This is a genomic window from Paenibacillus thiaminolyticus (assembly GCF_003591545.1).
In the GTDB taxonomy this organism is placed as follows: Bacteria; Bacillota; Bacilli; order Paenibacillales; family Paenibacillaceae; genus Paenibacillus_B; species Paenibacillus_B thiaminolyticus_A.
On record NZ_QYZD01000010.1, the window covers coordinates 47523 to 63530 of the forward strand.

General features: G+C 48.2%; 16 protein-coding genes and 1 pseudogene. 1 reads left to right on the forward strand and 16 read right to left on the reverse strand.

Going from position 1 to position 16008, the window contains the following annotated elements:
- Positions 1–120 precede the first annotated feature (120 nt).
- From DQX05_RS33120 to DQX05_RS12865, 13 genes and pseudogenes are all read right to left on the reverse strand, one after another.
- Positions 121–384 (reverse strand): annotated as a pseudogene (locus tag DQX05_RS33120) (BMC domain-containing protein); the annotation flags it as partial.
- A gap of 14 nt (positions 385–398) precedes the next feature.
- Positions 399–1055, reverse strand: a complete 657-nt coding sequence (locus DQX05_RS12810; RefSeq protein ID WP_119794019.1) for a cupin domain-containing protein — start codon at positions 1053–1055, stop codon at positions 399–401.
- Positions 1056–1098: 43 nt separating this feature from the next.
- A complete protein-coding gene (locus DQX05_RS12815) occupies positions 1099–1362 on the reverse strand; it encodes a EutN/CcmL family microcompartment protein (protein WP_072730882.1) in 264 nt (87 codons plus the stop codon).
- The gene (locus DQX05_RS12820; protein WP_021259267.1) at positions 1349–1669 is read right to left on the reverse strand and encodes a microcompartments protein; all 321 of its coding nucleotides are present in this window, start codon (positions 1667–1669) and stop codon (positions 1349–1351) included. Before DQX05_RS12820 ends, DQX05_RS12815 begins: the two co-directional genes overlap by 14 nt.
- Positions 1670–2509, reverse strand: a complete 840-nt coding sequence (eutJ, locus tag DQX05_RS12825; protein ID WP_119794020.1) for an ethanolamine utilization protein EutJ — start codon at positions 2507–2509, stop codon at positions 1670–1672. It lies immediately after the preceding gene.
- Positions 2467–3159, reverse strand: a complete 693-nt coding sequence (locus tag DQX05_RS12830; protein WP_119794021.1) for a cobalamin adenosyltransferase — start codon at positions 3157–3159, stop codon at positions 2467–2469. Before DQX05_RS12830 ends, eutJ begins: the two co-directional genes overlap by 43 nt.
- Positions 3160–3178: 19 nt before the next feature.
- Positions 3179–3514: a EutP/PduV family microcompartment system protein gene (locus DQX05_RS12835; protein WP_259391958.1), complete on the reverse strand. Its 336-nt coding sequence runs from the start codon at positions 3512–3514 to the stop codon at positions 3179–3181.
- Entirely contained in the window at positions 3432–3785 is a 354-nt protein-coding gene (locus DQX05_RS12840; protein WP_119794022.1) for a BMC domain-containing protein, read from the reverse strand. Before DQX05_RS12840 ends, DQX05_RS12835 begins: the two co-directional genes overlap by 83 nt.
- A gap of 74 nt (positions 3786–3859) precedes the next feature.
- Positions 3860–4822, reverse strand: a complete 963-nt coding sequence (gene cutD, locus DQX05_RS12845) for a choline TMA-lyase-activating enzyme (RefSeq protein ID WP_119794023.1) — start codon at positions 4820–4822, stop codon at positions 3860–3862.
- Positions 4823–4909: 87 nt separating this feature from the next.
- Complete coding sequence (cutC, locus tag DQX05_RS12850; RefSeq protein WP_119794024.1) at positions 4910–7465, reverse strand: choline trimethylamine-lyase; 2556 nt, start codon at positions 7463–7465, stop codon at positions 4910–4912.
- Between the two features lie 36 nt (positions 7466–7501).
- Positions 7502–8644, reverse strand: a complete 1143-nt coding sequence (locus tag DQX05_RS12855) for a 1-propanol dehydrogenase PduQ (protein ID WP_119794025.1) — start codon at positions 8642–8644, stop codon at positions 7502–7504.
- A gap of 36 nt (positions 8645–8680) precedes the next feature.
- Complete coding sequence (locus DQX05_RS12860; RefSeq protein ID WP_119794026.1) at positions 8681–8974, reverse strand: BMC domain-containing protein; 294 nt, start codon at positions 8972–8974, stop codon at positions 8681–8683.
- Between the two features lie 23 nt (positions 8975–8997).
- The gene (locus DQX05_RS12865; RefSeq protein WP_021255521.1) at positions 8998–9294 is read right to left on the reverse strand and encodes a BMC domain-containing protein; all 297 of its coding nucleotides are present in this window, start codon (positions 9292–9294) and stop codon (positions 8998–9000) included.
- A gap of 315 nt (positions 9295–9609) precedes the next feature.
- Between DQX05_RS12865 and DQX05_RS12870 the strand changes: the two genes are divergently transcribed.
- Positions 9610–10557, forward strand: coding sequence for a choline kinase family protein (locus DQX05_RS12870; RefSeq protein ID WP_119794027.1), 948 nt, complete (start codon positions 9610–9612; stop codon positions 10555–10557).
- 1037 nt (positions 10558–11594) lie between these two features.
- Here DQX05_RS12870 and DQX05_RS12880 read toward each other — a convergent pair.
- The 3 genes from DQX05_RS12880 to DQX05_RS12890 all read right to left on the reverse strand — a co-directional run bounded on the left by DQX05_RS12880 (position 11595) and on the right by DQX05_RS12890 (position 15874).
- A complete protein-coding gene (locus DQX05_RS12880) occupies positions 11595–13115 on the reverse strand; it encodes a thiol-activated cytolysin family protein (RefSeq protein ID WP_119794028.1) in 1521 nt (506 codons plus the stop codon).
- Between the two features lie 431 nt (positions 13116–13546).
- Positions 13547–14749: a macrolide family glycosyltransferase gene (locus DQX05_RS12885; protein WP_119794029.1), complete on the reverse strand. Its 1203-nt coding sequence runs from the start codon at positions 14747–14749 to the stop codon at positions 13547–13549.
- Between the two features lie 228 nt (positions 14750–14977).
- Entirely contained in the window at positions 14978–15874 is an 897-nt protein-coding gene (locus tag DQX05_RS12890; protein ID WP_119794030.1) for a LysR family transcriptional regulator, read from the reverse strand.
- Positions 15875–16008: the final 134 nt, after the last annotated feature.

The following is a 16008-nucleotide window of genomic DNA, read 5'->3' on the forward strand; positions in this document are numbered from 1 at the left end:
ATCAGACAGTGCATCCGGTTCCGAAGTCTGCTCCGTCATCTGTTCTGCCGCCTGAGTATGCTGTACTGGCAGCGCCGGCTCGTCCTTCTCCTTGGCAATGTTCGAAACATTGCGCCGGCCGATGATGCTCTCAATGTCGCTGTGGGGTCTAGGAATGACATGCCGGCTGACCAACACATCACTGCCCAATTGTTGCGCCGCGGAGGCACCGGCTTCCACGGATGCTTGAACAGCGCCGACATCGCCGGTTACCGCGATCGTCACTAGCCCGCCACCCACATTGCACTTTTCTATCAGTTCTACCTGAGCTGATTTGAGCATGATGTCCAGACATTCAATCGCCGGAAGAAGTCCCCGCGTTTCAATTAATCCAAGCGCCTGCATGCTATCACCTCCTGTTACTGTAGCTTCCGATCAGGACCGCCCGCCGGATAAGTCATATAAAACATCCTCGCGCAGTTCGACGATCCCTTGGTCGCTTTCACCCCTTTGGGGATGAAGAGTACATCTCCCTCATGGGCGGTGAAGGTTCTCTCATTCAAAGTGACATCGAGCGTACCTTCCAACACGATATAAGTTTCTTCGTGGGCCGTCTCCTGCGCGAAGCTATCGTGATCAACAGTCAGAAACCCTGCACTCATGGAACAATCCGGCTTCCCGATTACCTCTTGACGAAATACCTTGGCACCAGATGTTCCCGTTTCGTAAGCTTCCATTTTTACAGTCCGGCCCCGCACAAGTTTCAAGCCAGTCGGATCCGTCTCCGCCTGATAAGGTGGCTCAAGAGTCGTCCCCAACAGCTTTTCAACCATTCCTTTTTCCGATAGAATCTTGAAAAATTTGAAAATGGCATTCATGTCGAGATCATCCTGGGTTTCGCAGCCTGCGGCCTCGGAACTCAAAGTGCCACATGGCTCATCGGTAAACTCCAGCCCCAGCTCCCTTGCCTTATCATGGGCTGCCGGTGTCACAATCGTGTTTCGGTCAATGCAGCACCGCTTCTGTCCGGAAGCCACCCATTCTTCCACATCCGCAGCGCATATCAGTTTTTTCACAGTTCTCGCCCCTTCTCGCTGCATTCGATTTCTATTCGGATATTTATTCGAACATGCAGTCCGCGTCGATGATGCCGACGACGACGGCATCCACAGGAACATCGTCTGTATGCAGCATTTTGCGGGCCGAAGAGCCGGTGCAGACAATCACTCGATCGCCTATGCCAGCGCCGATTGTATCGACTACAATCAAGCGGCGCCCGTCGTCGCTTCCACCAATCACCTCGGCCAGCATCAGTTTCATTCCTACAAGGGAATCTGCTTTACGGGTAGACCAGATATTGTGAATCAATTCAGCCGCAATCATGGCATTCCTTCCTCCCCGCTTTTCCGCTCCTCTGCTTAATCTCGGCGATGGCGTCCTCTACGGAAGCCGTGTCACCAAAAATAGCGAGAAGAATCATGTTCTGCGGGCAGCTGCCGCGAATATCCTCCACTGTCACGCCCACCACTTTTTCAGCTACATCAGCGGCCCATACCATGTCAATCAGCCTTCCCTGCACCAGACCGACCGCGTCGCATTGGGGAACTTCCCGACTACTGGGCGCTCCTCTGCGACGAAGCAAAATGTCCAGCGTCCCCTTGGAAGGAGATTTGATAATCCGAAATTCCACTCACATCGCCTCCCGCGTACAATTCAGAGCAATGCCCAGCGGCGTGACAAACAGAGGGTTGCTAGGCTTATAGGTAGAAATGCCGGTCTTCTGCTCAATAATCGTCTCCATACCGGACAAGCAGCAGGTTCCGCCTACCAAGTACAATTCATTGACCTCATAGCCCACCACATGGCGGTTGATGATAGAGGAAACCTTGTCAATAACCGGCCGGAGCAGCGGCAGCAATTCTTGGTGATGGGCAGGGTCGCGCTTGAAGCAGTCAGCTTCAGAAAAACTCATCTGGTATGCCCCGGCAACCACCAAAGAAAAGTGGGTGCCTCCCGTTGCTTCATCGGCGACATAGACAACCTTGCCATCCTTCAGAATTGAAATGCCTGTCGTTCCGCCGCCAATGTCTACAATGGCTCCGTCGGATATTTGCAGCACGGCATTAGCCGCCGTAGGTTCATCCAGTAAAGCCGTAACTTCAAAACCCGCACCTTGGATTACATGCTTGATGGCGCCAGCATCCAGTAAATCGGTTCCCGGAGGAATCGCCGAAGCCGCATATTCAAGTTCTGCACCCAATTGCTGCTCCAACTGTGCTTTAAGCTCCCTCACAATCTGAATCGCTCCTAGGTAGTCCACCACCATTCCGTCGCGTACGACATCGGCGTAGCGGTAAGCTCCCGCCACCGGTTTCCGAGAATCATCCAACACGGTAAGCACCACACAGGCCGTTCCCAGATCCACACCGGTATAGTAGAACGAAGACCGTCCTGGAATCGGTTTCTGGATGACAGCTTCAAATTGCTTTACGAGTTGGTCGCAGTATGCAAAGGGTTTTGTCTCTGGCATGTTCCACCTCCTGTAGTTCTGCAAATAAACGAGCTCAATGCGTTAATCATATAGTTGATTCCAGGAATAACAGGTTCCTCCGGCTTTTCTTGGGGACTACCTTCTGCGGCTTCCAACACCGCAAACCCAAGCTCCCGCAAAGCGCTGCGCAGACGGTGGAGCAACGCAATTACTCTGCCTTTTTCCAATTGAATGTGAAACTCGGTTACCTCAAAGCAATCTCCCGCATCCTCAAAAAGAACATCGGCAGTAATGCCGGTACAACCCTGGAAAGATAAGTCGGCCGTGGATGTGCCGCCTTGGAGGGCCGAAAACAGCCTTGACAGCTCTAGCACCTTCTGGGCCAGCAGCACATCCCGCTCCAGCAGCTCCTGCCCGGTTAACAAGAACAGGGCTGAGACGGATTGCATCTGACAGCGCAGCTTCCCACGCCGCCAATCCTGCTTTTTCGCCTGTCGCTCCGGATTCGGGAGTGGCTCTTGCTTTTGTTCTTGATTTTGCTCTTGCGTACTATAGGACACGGTGATTTGGCGATCCGTCAAAAACTGGCGTGCCTCCGGCGTCAATCGGCTTCCATGCTCCACCATGTATGATGTAAAAGGCTCAATCCTGTACACATTGCGCAATTCCATTTCGGTAATAAATTTCATGGTATCAACTCCACTCTTATTACCCGAACAAATAACGTTTCAATTCCCCGATTCCCCTTCCCACGGGAAGACTAATGCGGAAAAAGGGTTCGGTTATCCCGGTACGTTTTAAAACTTGTACACAGTAATTCTCATTTTCCAGCGCAAGATCGGTTTTCGTTATTACCCCGACAACCGGCTTTGTGAAAGAAGACGCAAATCCGGGCGAGTAGACTTCCAGATGCCGGGACTGATCCACCAATATCAAAATATGGCTCGCAATATACGTTTTTTCATGTCCGTGTAATTTCCGCCGTCGCAAAACCCAGACTATTGCAGAACGTCTCAATAATGGCTCGCAGCGCCGTTTCCACACTGGCTATATCTCCGGTGAGAAGCACCGAACCAGCAAAGCGATCCAGAAAGCCGATTTCCACATCTGCCACCTTGGTGGCGATATCGGCGGCAATAATGGAGGTTTCGCTGGGCGACAGTGTTAATATGCCAATAGCCCCCGCTTCATCGATGCCCAGTCTTTCATACATGTCAGGCACGGGTGAAGCAATCATATGGGCCAGCGTCACTTGTTTGCCCGGCACCGACTCCTGAATAATCCGCCCGAGATCCGGCCCAGCAGGCTGCTGCATAAACGTCCTCCTCCTGTTTGCGAGTTTGTAATGCGCTAGCTTTACCGAACAAAACTGGCTTCGAAAGCATGCTCTTAATGTTTGATAACCCGTACCGGGAAATCGTATTGGCTGATTTGACGTTCAATACGCTCCAAATCCGCTTCATTAAGGCTTAAATCGCGTTCAACGCTGTAAACCATGTCCAATTGCCTGTACTTGTTAATCCCCAGCTTGTGATAAGGGAGCAAATCGATGCCTTGAAAATTCCGGTATTCCTTATAGGGAAGCAGAAACTCCACCGTTTTGCGGATGGTGTCCGCATCATCATTGAGCCCCTTCATCAGCGGCATCCGCACCATCACGTTATGTTTGCGGGTAATCAGTTCCCGCAAATTTTCGAGAATGCGCTCGTTGCGTACACCCGTCAGTTGATAATGGCGGTCTGAATCCATATGTTTCAGATCGTACAATATCAGATCGGTGAATTCGGCCATGGCCAGAATCGCTTCCGGTTTGGTATGCCCAGAGGTTTCAATGGCCGTATGGATTCCGGCGCGCTTGCACTCCTTGAGCAAATTGACCGCAAATTCGGATTGCGAACATACTTCGCCGCCGCCCAAGGTGACGCCGCCGCCGGACGTCGTGTAGAACAGCATATCCTGCTCTACAATTTCCACAATTTCCGATACTGTCATATTCATCCCGACGATAGAGAGCGCCCGCGCGGGACAAACCTCCTCACATTTCCGGCAGCCAATGCACTCGATCTTCCGGTCAACCACATGCTGCGGCTTGGACGGCTCCTGCGAGCCGGAAGTGTCCAAACGGTGGATTTCCCGGGGACACGCCGCAACACATGCGCCGCAATCGTTGCACAAATCCCGTTGGTACATCACCTGATACTTCTTTTCCAGACCCTCCGGGTTAGCACACCACTGACAGCGCAGAGGACATCCCTTGAAGAATACAAGCGTCCGGATACCGGGGCCGTCGTATATGGAGTATTTTTGAATGTTGAAAATACGTGCCTGCCTTTCCGGCATACCTGAATCCATAGCTGTGGCTCCTCCCTTTCCGCATATCTAAATGCCAGAATGTCTCTTCCCCGACGTACAGCGCCGGAGAAGAGGCACGGGGCTATTTTAGAAATGCTCAATCATCGTTCTGCTGATGATCTCATCCTGCACTTCTTTACACAATTCCACAAAGTATGCGCTATAGCCAGCAACCCGAATGATCAAATCACGGTATTGATCAGGATTTTGCTGCGCTTTAATCAGCGTTTCATTATCCACATAACTGAACTGCATTTGGCCGTTTCCGAGAATGGAGGCCGTCCGCAACAGATTAATCAGTCCGTTCTCTCCCTCAGGTGTTTCCAGCAAACCTCGCAAAAGCTTGAAGTTATGCACCATACCAATATTCATGGCCTCGACATCTATCTTGCTCACCGATTTGATGATAGCCGTCGGTCCCTTCTTGTCATGGCCCTGGGTAGGGCTGATACCGTCGGACAGCGGCAACCAAGCTTTACGCCCATTGGCGGTAGCACCGGTCATCTCGCCGAAAGGCGTATTGTTCGAAATAGAAAGCGTGCCATGGCTGAAGGTAGAGTACAGCGTTTTAAATTTGCGATGATAGTTCTCAGTCCATCCAGTGATATCGGCGGCGATGCCATCGGCATAATCGTCGTCGTTGCCGAATTTTGGCGCGTCCAGACAATCCTTGTGGATCTGCTCATAACCTTCGAAATCGGCCAGCAACGCGTCACGGATTTGCTCAAGCGAATATTTTTTGCAATCGTAAACCAGCTTCTTGATGGCAGCCATCGAATCGGCGTAAGTTGCCAGACCGGACCATATCAAGCCAGGTCCCCAGTTATACATGGCGCCACCGGCAGAAACGTCGCGACCACTTTCCATCGTGCCTTCATACATGATTGACATAAGCGGCTTCGGCGCATAATCGCGGTGAACGCGCTGGCTGATTACAGTACCCACTGCGGAGAGCTCGGTGATGTATTCTACCTGCTTCTTAACCGCCGCTTCAAATTCATCATAGGTCTTGAAGTTGCTCAAATCGCCCATGTCCAATCCTGGATTGCTTCCGTGCCAGAGCATTTTGCCACGGTTAAGGACGAACTCAATGGCAATCGGCCACTGGGTGTATCCGGTGGAGGTCCACTGATACAAGCGTCCGGATTTTTGCGGTTCCACACAGCCCATCAGACAGTAATCACGGGCATCTTCGATACTGCAGCCCTTCATCAGCATCATCTTGATGTGGGAATCGTCGAAATGGCAGGCCGGGAAGCCCAGACCAGCACGAACGACATCCACTATCTTCTTCAAATATTTCTGAGGAGAACTATTGTGGATACGGCAAGCGAGCGAAGGCTGATAAACGCCGACATGACGTACTGCATCCATGAGCAGATAGGTCAAGTCGTTGGTGGCGTCGCCGCCCTCTCGTTTTTGCCCGCCGACACACATATTGACGAACGGTTGGTAGCCGGCAAAAAACTTGGAGCCACCCGCGCTGGAAACCCACATCATTTCCGAGCATTTGATTAGGAAACAGCCTGCAATCTCGAATGCTTCAAACTCTGTCAGACGGCCGGCTTTTCTGTCCGCCTCATAGAAAGGATACATATATTGGTCCACACGGCCGACAGACATGCCTGTCTGATTTTCTTCCACCACGAGCAGAGATTCTACGGTCCAGACCGATTGCATTGCCTCATGGAATGTAGTCGGCGCATGAGCCGGTACGCGAGCGTTGATCTCGCCGATTTTTTGCAACTCCGCCTTGCGCTTCGGATTTGTTTCTTTAGCAGCCAGCTGGTATGCATATTCAGACATCCGCTTGGCATACGCCATTACGCCTTCGGTCGTGTCTAGCACGGATTTATAGTAATAGATTTTGTCGATGTCTTCCGGGTTTTGCATGGACAGCTTCGCAAGATGCTCCTTGGCTTCCCGCTGGATATCCAGCATCCCTTTCTTCATTAGAATGACATCGTAGCCTGGGTTGGAGTCTCCGCCGCCGTTGATCTGATGATAGGAAAGATCGCTGACGAATGCTTCGCCGGAAAACTCCCAAAGACCAGCATCCCGGTATTGCTGTTCACATATTTCATCCACCGATTTGCCTTCCCAGAACGGGAACAGTTCCTCTTGCATGATCCGTTTGTCTTCCTCGGAGATGTAGAACGGGTCCTGAGGACGGTTGTGAATGGTGTCGAGCTCATCCCGGGTCCAGCGCCAAGCAATGTCAGGCGAGAAAGCGCCCGCACGCGGAGCACCGCAAGGATGACCAACGATCAACTCGTTGTCCTGGATGAGCAGCGGAGCCTCTTCACACGCTCTACGGAAAGCCTTGGCACGCAGCATAATCTCTGGAAGACCTGGATTTTCCTTATATACCTGAGTAAAGGCTTTGGCACGGTAGGTTGTAATGCTTGGTCTAATGGTCAAATAATGTTCTTTCAAAGCCCGCAAACGCTCGGTCATTCCTTCCGGGTATGTGCATTCTTCCTTGGGAAGCTGGCCGAGGCTCTGTTCGAGCTGCGGCTGAGCTCCCTTATCCGAAAGCTCTTTTGAAATTCCCTGGAATAGCTTCATGATGGCTTCTCGTTCTTGGGGAGCCATGGCCTTCGTTGCTTTGGCAAATTTGCTTGAAAACTCATGAATATCCAATATTTTTCTCCTCGCAATCTTGTAGGATTAATATATTTAATAGCTTTTACGGTAAATGCGCTCCAACTCTTCTTCCGTTGGCTGACGAGGATTGGTTGGCGTACAGCGGTCAGCCATCGCGGTCCGCGCCATGCGTGACAACGCCTCATCAAAAGCATCCTGGTCAACGCCAAGCTCACGGATTCCGTTTTCGATACCGATGGACCGTTTCAACTTTCCAATTGCCTGGATCAAACTTACGGTTCCTTCACGGGCGGTTCGGGCCGGCAAGTGCAGCAGTGAGGCAAGCCTAGCATAGCGTTCACAAACCCTGTCTATCGCTTTTCCGCCCAAGTTGGCGTTATACTCCATTACCGCCTCTAGAAGCAGGGAATTCACCCGTCCGTGAGCAATGTGAAACGTTCCGCCAAAGGCGTGGGACATACTATGAATGATACCAAGACCGGCGTTAGTGAACGCCATTCCCGCCATACAGGATGCATTCTGCACCCGATCCCGCGCCTCTGCATCTGCCGGATCATGGTAAAGCGTTTCCAGATGAGCAAATACGAATTGGACAGCCTTTTCGGCCAGCGCATCGGTAAAGTCGGTTGCTTTGGTAGAGACATAAGCCTCCAGCGCATGGGTCAGAACATCCATTCCGGTGTCCACCACGACTTTGTTTGGCAATTGCTTGGTAAGGGTGGAATCTAGAATCGCTAAGTCCGGTGCGATAAAATCGTCCACGATAACAATTTTGTCTCCGTCCACCGTAATTACCGAAAAGTCGGTCACTTCCGATCCGGTGCCGCTGGTGGAAGGAATGGCGACAAACGATGGTTTGACAAAAGGCGCGTCTTTCTCCTGTGCATATTGCCGGGCGAAGTACAGAACGCCCTTCGCTGTATCAATGACGGAGCCGCCGCCCAGTGCCAGTAACACATCAGCGCCGTTTTCCCAATATACTTGAAGCGCTTCGGCTACAATACTCACGTCCGGATCGGGCTTAACACCGGTATACACTGCAGTGGAGATTCCACCGCTTTGCAGTAGATCAACCACCTGCCCCAGATAACCCAACTTCTCCATCATCTGATCGGAAACGATACAGGCTTTCGTGCCTTGAATTTCCGCCAGTTTCTTCAGTGACTGTTCTCCTGAATATACCTTCGATTTTATAACAAAGATGTCGTTTATCACGGTCACCTCCCTTGAATTTCTGTCGATAACCTGCCCCTATGAAGGAAGGGCATAACGGGCAATGATCTTTTCAATGTCTGGGTGTGGGTTAGGAATAACGTTTGAAGAGTAAACCTCAGTCCCCATCGCCTGTACTGCGGCGACGCCAGCATCTACTGCAGCCCTTACAGCCCCTACATCTCCGCGAACAAGGACAGATATATAACCGGACGCCACGTTTTCATAACCGATCAAATCTACATTGGCCGCTTTGCACATGGCATCCGCCGCTTCCATGATGAATACAATTCCAAAGGTTTCAATGAAACCCAGTGCATCATGCTTGCTCATGAACCTCTCTCCCTCCCCGGAAATTATGCGTTTATAGAATGCGCTTTCACAATTCCTGCAATAGAACTGAGCGGACGCGGCATCACATTATGGGCAGTAACTTTGCCAATCTTCGCTGCCGCTTCAGCGCCAGCCTCTACTGCCGAACGAACCGCCGCGACATCACCTTTTACCATTATCGTTACGAGCGTGGAACCAACATTCTCATAGGATACTAGAACAACATCTGCTGCTTTAAGCATAGCGTCCGCTGCTTGGATGGCAGGAACCATGCCCAATGTCTCCACAAGCCCGAGAGCTTCTTCTCCCCGGTATTCCATTCGAACCTCACCTCACCTGGGTATTTGTATTTGTGAATCCGCTGTAATATCAGATATTCAACTCCTACTAGCAGGTTAACATAGGTTCGTCCCGTTATTATGGAGGATTCAGTAGCTGATTTTAGTATTCTAATGCCCCCTTTACCAACAATCTGGTACAAAAACGTCTTTCTTGCACCACAAGAACCAGAACGTCCTCAACCTCGTTCATTTCATTGAATTTTTCCAGCTATCTTGTTATAATTGTGGCAAAATCTGTGCGGCAAATGTGTGCCATGTTAACGCATGCATATGGAATGCCGAGAAAAGGCCATCATGAAACCTCTAACCGACTTTTTAACCAAACAAATGAATATGGAAGACCTGGTGCAGCAAAAACTACGTCTTTTTTTTGAAGATGATCGTATTGTTTTTGACAAATCTCGATTTGCGGGCGGGTTGACCAATTATAACTACATTATGAATATCCACGGCAGGGAGTATGTGATTCGCAAGCCCGGTAACCTGACAGATCAAATGATCGACCGCAGGATCGAGCGTGTGAACAACGGCATCGCCTCGGAGTTTGGCGTGAATTCGGAATGTATATATTTCGATGAGGAAAGCGGCATTAAGATCAGCAAGTATATTCCCGATAGCACAACGCTTGCCGCGGCTGACCCCTCGGCTTTGCAAAGCTTGCAGGCCGTTTCTTCTTTACTGAAGAAGATTCACGGTAGTCCCAAGCACTTCCCTAACAAGTTTGATTGGCTCAGTGAACTTGCCAAATATGAAACCATTGTCACGCAGATCAACGGTGAGTTGTTTTTTGACTACGCCTCCTTAAAAGAACAATTGCTTCGTTTCATGCAAGTGAATGTCAAGAATGAAATTTCCGTACCTTGCCATAATGATACGGTTCCCGAGAATTTTCTCGTAGATGGGAATGGCAGCGTCTATTTGATAGATTGGGAATATTCCGGAATGAACGATCCGGCCTTTGATATTGCCGCATATATCATCGAATCGCGTTTGACAGCAGAGGCGATTGACCAACTGTTTGAAGCCTATTACGGCAATACGTTCACGCAGGATGATCTGATGAAGGTCAAATGTTACATGATGGCCCAGGATTTGTTGTGGACTGTATGGGCCCTGCTGCGTCATTATACGGGGGATGATTACCTGGATTACTGCTCGCTGCGCTATAACCGCCTGCGTCGAAATATTCAAGTATTAAGCATGCAGCCGGATTACCCTATTGCCGACATGGTGATGCGATAGCACTAGTCGTTGCTTGCTCTGGAATGAGAAACTTTCGGAGGTTTAACCAATCCCTTTCAAAACGATTGACCGTTTAGACATATACAAAAACCTGTACTTTCTTATCTGCATGGATAAAAAAGTACAGGTTTTTTGTAATTTGACAATGTGATTCCTGATATAACCCCAAGATCGCGTGCCTATACGGCTGTAAATCTTGGGGTTACTTGCATACGTAAAGAAGTCATCATCTAGGCGAAATCCGCATAACTGCGCGATTGTTCCAGACACGCCGATTCGGTAAGCTTGTTCGGTAAGCAAAATCCTGCTAAAATACAGCAATTCGATATGGACGTCTTCAGCAGAAAGGGAATCCTGCACAACGGCAGCAATTTCACCCGTTTCCCTTCAACTTAGCTCAAAAGGGCCTAAATTGATGTAGCTGTGCAGCAATTTCTCGGAAGGTGGACTCATTGAGCCGAAATTCCTGTAAAATCGCATCAATTCCCTACAATAGATGGCGAAAGACCGCCACAGCTGAAAATAAATTTCGTTCATTACATCTTCGATTTCATTTTTTTCCGTCATCAAAAAGACAACGGAGCGGTAGATTCCGGGGAATGACCATTCATAAATCACTCGATATCCAGATGGCTCCCCCTCCTTCATCCGTTCATCCAATGCTCAATATTGATGTCTTTCATGAAAAAAGGGCCCTCCTTAGTAAGCTTACAATCTATATTGCCTCGTTCATTCGAAAAGGTTCGATGGAAGCCCTAAGAAAATTAAATAAGCACGCCTTCCCAGAATGAATCCTTGATTGCTTTGCAATATCGAGTGCCGGTGTGCAGCTACATTCGGGAACGATTAGTCCAGAACTATTTTTATTCCGATTGTTTGGTTCTTCTGTGATAATGTCACCCTACCCTACTGTTACTATGGGACAGGAGATAATGACATTGACGAAAGCAGAAATGAAGAAGGTACTCCTTGTGGAGAAAATCATAGATACCAAAAAGAAAATCTCCCCAAATGAATGGGAAGATTTTCTGAACTGACTATTCATGACTAATGGATGCTGATGGATGTAACGTTGTTCCCCAAATCGAAACTTTTATATTGCTGGATAACGGAACGTTTGTTTCATTTACAACTGTTCTCCACCATTCCCAGGCAAGACCTGTACATTCTCTTGCAAAGATTTTTATGTTCTTGGCATTAGGCGGAAGTGGAATCTGTGTCGAGAAATGCGCTGTTTTATCTTGCCAATTTCCTTCCCAATTTTTATGAGTAATGATTTCTTTTCCATTTTCATCAAATGTAAACTCGTCCCAAGTTACTTCAAACTGAGCTACATATGCACCACTATGATCAAGCGTTATTTTACCTTTCGAATATTCTGTCGTTTTCGTCTCAATATAGTCTGTATTGTTGTGAACCGCAGCTATGGAATTGTCTTTCAAGAAGACACTGGTATAAGAAATAGGGTAACCTGGATTCTTACTGCTAAATTCTGCATTGTCCTTGATAACATTTTGGATGACATTGAAGTCTTTCGTGACGACCTGGTTATGTGTTTGTGCATCGCCGCCTAATACAACAGCCGTGAACGAGCTGTTTTCATAAATATCTTTGTACTGTCCGCTAGCTTGTATGCTCGGATTATTGAGCAATAATTTAAATGCTGTTTGTACATCATTGCTCTTTGAGGTCGTCTCCAATTTCACGTAAATGGTTCTTCCATAAGCTACATTAGATACCATCAGTGGCGGAGCCTCATTACTTACCCCTTTACGGACTAATTCAGCAAACGTCACACTGTCATCAAACAATTCCGATGGATTGTTAGGAAGCGCTGCGCTTACGGTATAAAAGATTTGCTTATAAGCAGCAATCATCACTTTTTTCTCGCCGCTTATGACCGCGTTAAAGTCGATTCCGAGCGTACCGTTAAGCACTTTAGAATTCACATTCAGTGCAGTCGCAATTTGATTTTGGCTGTAAACCATGGATTCTGCGTACTGTAATCTCGCAGGCAGTGTATGCGTGTCGGAATACTTCTCACCCCAAGTCGACACGAGCTGATCAACGGCACTAGAAACACTGCTGTAAGTTGGATTTTGAACGGTAATTGTATTTTCACTCTTCAACCCGGGCAGATCAATGCTAATATCTAATGGTTTTCTCGCGGCCATAACCAGACTAGGCTGATTATCCGCAAAATCCTTATTTGCAAGCTGTATTGCGCCTGGATAAGTACGATTCGTGATCGAATCAATAATTGAAATATCTACGGGCGAGGTTGTGAGTGATTTTTTCTCCCGTTCAACCACGATAAATTTACCATTGGACTGGACGCCTTCTTTGGGAACATAACTACTGACTTGATCACCATTTACGGCCAAAACTTCATTGCGATCATAATTTAGGCCTGCGATCCCGGCATCAATGTCATTAAGTTCGCTTGTAGCAGCATAGGAAATACTTGAATAACTAAACACTTGTAAACCAATTAATAGACTTAAGAGAACTTTTACTCCTTTCGCATGTTTTGTTTGCCTCTGTTTTGTTTTCCTCATAAATATCTCCTCCTTTTATGTAAAAATTGTATCGGTCTTTTGGTATATAATTATGAGATTTCTAGAAAAATTACAATGCTCCGTAACTTTTATAACACTACTTATATTATTTTGAGTCTAATTAAGAATCTTGTGTAATATATGCCTATTCTTGGGCTTCCCGAATAATTCTAAAATCGTATATGCAACACGATATTTCTAAAAAATACTTAGACTGAATGGATTGCGTATTTCCATTTTTAAAAACGAGAAATGGAAATTTACTTGGGAATCCATCCGATCCGACGTAATTCGGCATACCTTCCCCCTAGAAATCATAATGTCCAATTAGCAAGCCGGCCTCTTGGAAATATAAAGCCGATTTTCCTACTCTAAGGAAGGAAGAATCGGCTTTTGTTCCTTTAATATGCTATCGATATCAGTTACTTCCATCAATCATTCAATCCTAGACTTCGTTTATACGCGAAGATCTCCTCGACGGCTCGATGATACCCACCCGCAGATCGGAACGAATCGCCAATTTCAACACATGCCTTTCGAATTGACGCATCTTGGAGCACACGTTCCGCCGCCTCTCTGAGATCTCCCGCGACTAAGTCTTCTTGATTTAGGTAAATGCCTACACTGATTTCAGCGACACGTCGCGCCACAATCGGTTGATCAGCGCTTTGGGGAAGTACAATCAGCGGCACTCCATAATAAAGGCCCTCACTGGTGCTGTTCATGCCGCCGTGTGTGATAAACAATTTGGCATGTTGCAGTACTTCGAGTTGCGGCACGTAGTTGCGAACGATAAAATTCGCAGGGATGTCTCCCAATTCCGCAATCTGGGTTTGACTGCCGACGGATAAAATCACAGTGTACTTCGTTTCGGCGAACGCCGCAAAACAGAGCTTGTAAAAATCCTTTGCTTGATTGAAAACCGTACCGAGTGAGATGTAAATCAGGTGATCCGTGTCCACATCAGAGAAATCAAATGGACTGTGAGAACGCGGCACGATTGACGGTCCAACAAACTTATACGTCCCATCGAAGCTTTCTCCATCGGGTTGGAAGCGTTTCGACGTGTAGACGATGGTCAATGGCGCGGGATTGCAGAAAACCTCGTAGCCGGAGCTAATCTGCACCTTGTATCTTGATTGCACGTTACTGACCAGTTGTTGAAACTCTTGTTGTGCACGTTCATTCACGTCTGCTGGGAATTGGCGCGAGAGGTGATCTTGCAGATTGTCAAAGCTGTTTTGTTGAATTGCAAAACTCGTGCACGAATTGATTGCTGGCAGGTCGAGTATTTGTGCAAGCAACCGCCCGCAGCCGAACATCGAGTCATGAATGATATAGTCAAAGCGCGCTCCTCTGATTTGCTCCAGGGCACTGGGAATGACGATGTCAGCGGTGCGCAAAAGTCCCCCCACTCGTGCCCAAGGATCTCGTCCTCCGGCAAGGAACGCCTCCACGAATTTGCCGCCATCGAATGTGATCACCTCTGCGCCCGTTGGCTCGACGCGATCACGATATTGTTCCGCGATAAAGTAAACCACCTCTTCGCCACGTCGGATAAGCTCTTGAACCACACCAAGAGTTGGATTGATATGTCCTTCGGAACCTCCATTGATTAGCAAAACGCGTGCCATAGTCATCACCTTTCATAACAAAGTACACCGCTCTGAGCGCCCAACAGCTGCGGTTGATCGGAGCTTGTCCAACCGATGCCGAAGCCAGATCAGAATGTATGCCGTTTAGTTGCTTTTAGTATATCAAAAGGATAACTTCGTTATAAAAAACATCACTAAGCAGATCGACCACCCCAGCGGAGCTGTACGCACAATACGATTGGTCGGGTCATGATGGAACCAGAATGTTCATAATCCCGGCTGATTCGGCGGATTGGCCTGGATATAAGCAATTAACTCTCGGGATGCATAAGAAAGGTATTTATCCCGGGGATAAATAAGCGCCAACTCCCAAGCAATCTCCGGATGGGAAATCGAAACGGCATGAACGGCAAGATGATGCAAACGGTTCGCCATCGATCGGGGGATCAATGAAATTCCTAATTGAGACGCCACCATCTCACAGCAGAAATCCCACAGGGAGGTCATATGAGCTACCTCGGGTTCGAACCCGGCCTGCAAGCAGCCTTGCCACACTACGTCATGAAGGGCGAATTCCTTGGTGAACAGGATAAACGGCTCATTCTTTAATTCAACCAAACTGACGGATTTTCTTCCGGCAAGCCAGTGGCGGCTGCTTACAATGACAACCAGCTCTTCCGTTAACAACGGAACCGTTCGATACATTCGAGTGTTCACCGGCAACACCGTAACCCCAAAATCGATCTTTCCTTGCTCCATCTGCGTCTCTACCTGTTTCGCACTGTACTCTACCATTTGAATCTCAATCCTGGGATATCTTTTCTTGAACCCGGCAATTATTTTGGGGAAAAGCAATGCGCTGATTGTAGGCATGATTCCCATCTTCACTTTTCCCCTTTGTACTTGGACCAGCTCATTAACAGAAGAAGATAACTCCTCTAGCTGTTGCAAAATTTTTAAAGCCTTCTCGTTAACCAGCTGTCCTGTATCCGTGAGTACAACCTCCCTCTCTGAACGATCAAGCAAAATAACTCCCAATTCGTCTTCGAGGCTTTTGATCATCTTGCTGATAGATGGCTGAGAAACAAACAGGACCTGCGAAGCTTTTGTAAAATTTTTATGTTTGGCCACTTCGGTAAAATAATGAAGCTGTCGAATATCCATCTGATCCGGATCTGCCTCCTTCCCCTATAGGCAAAGTGGTAATCCATCCAAACCATTCATCCTCTGGCTCAACATTATGATATGCTGTCAACGCAAAAAACAGCACCGTGCGCCGCTAAACGCTTGGTGCTGTT

What these genes read in the sequence shown, in the direction of transcription:
- DQX05_RS12815 (WP_072730882.1), bottom strand. Translation starts at nt 1,362, where the DNA reads ATGATTGCGGCTGAATTGATTCACAATATCTGGTCTACCCGTAAAGCA.
- eutJ (WP_119794020.1), bottom strand. Translation starts at nt 2,509, where the DNA reads ATGCCAGAGACAAAACCCTTTGCATACTGCGACCAACTCGTAAAGCAA.
- DQX05_RS12830 (WP_119794021.1), bottom strand. Translation starts at nt 3,159, where the DNA reads ATGAAATTTATTACCGAAATGGAATTGCGCAATGTGTACAGGATTGAG.
- DQX05_RS12840 (WP_119794022.1), bottom strand. Translation starts at nt 3,785, where the DNA reads ATGCAGCAGCCTGCTGGGCCGGATCTCGGGCGGATTATTCAGGAGTCG.
- cutD (WP_119794023.1), bottom strand. Translation starts at nt 4,822, where the DNA reads ATGGATTCAGGTATGCCGGAAAGGCAGGCACGTATTTTCAACATTCAA.
- DQX05_RS12860 (WP_119794026.1), bottom strand. Translation starts at nt 8,974, where the DNA reads ATGAGCAAGCATGATGCACTGGGTTTCATTGAAACCTTTGGAATTGTA.
- DQX05_RS12865 (WP_021255521.1), bottom strand. Translation starts at nt 9,294, where the DNA reads ATGGAATACCGGGGAGAAGAAGCTCTCGGGCTTGTGGAGACATTGGGC.
- DQX05_RS12870 (WP_119794027.1), top strand. Translation starts at nt 9,610, where the DNA reads ATGAAACCTCTAACCGACTTTTTAACCAAACAAATGAATATGGAAGAC.
- DQX05_RS12880 (WP_119794028.1), bottom strand. Translation starts at nt 13,115, where the DNA reads ATGAGGAAAACAAAACAGAGGCAAACAAAACATGCGAAAGGAGTAAAA.
- DQX05_RS12885 (WP_119794029.1), bottom strand. Translation starts at nt 14,749, where the DNA reads ATGGCACGCGTTTTGCTAATCAATGGAGGTTCCGAAGGACATATCAAT.
- DQX05_RS12890 (WP_119794030.1), bottom strand. Translation starts at nt 15,874, where the DNA reads ATGGATATTCGACAGCTTCATTATTTTACCGAAGTGGCCAAACATAAA.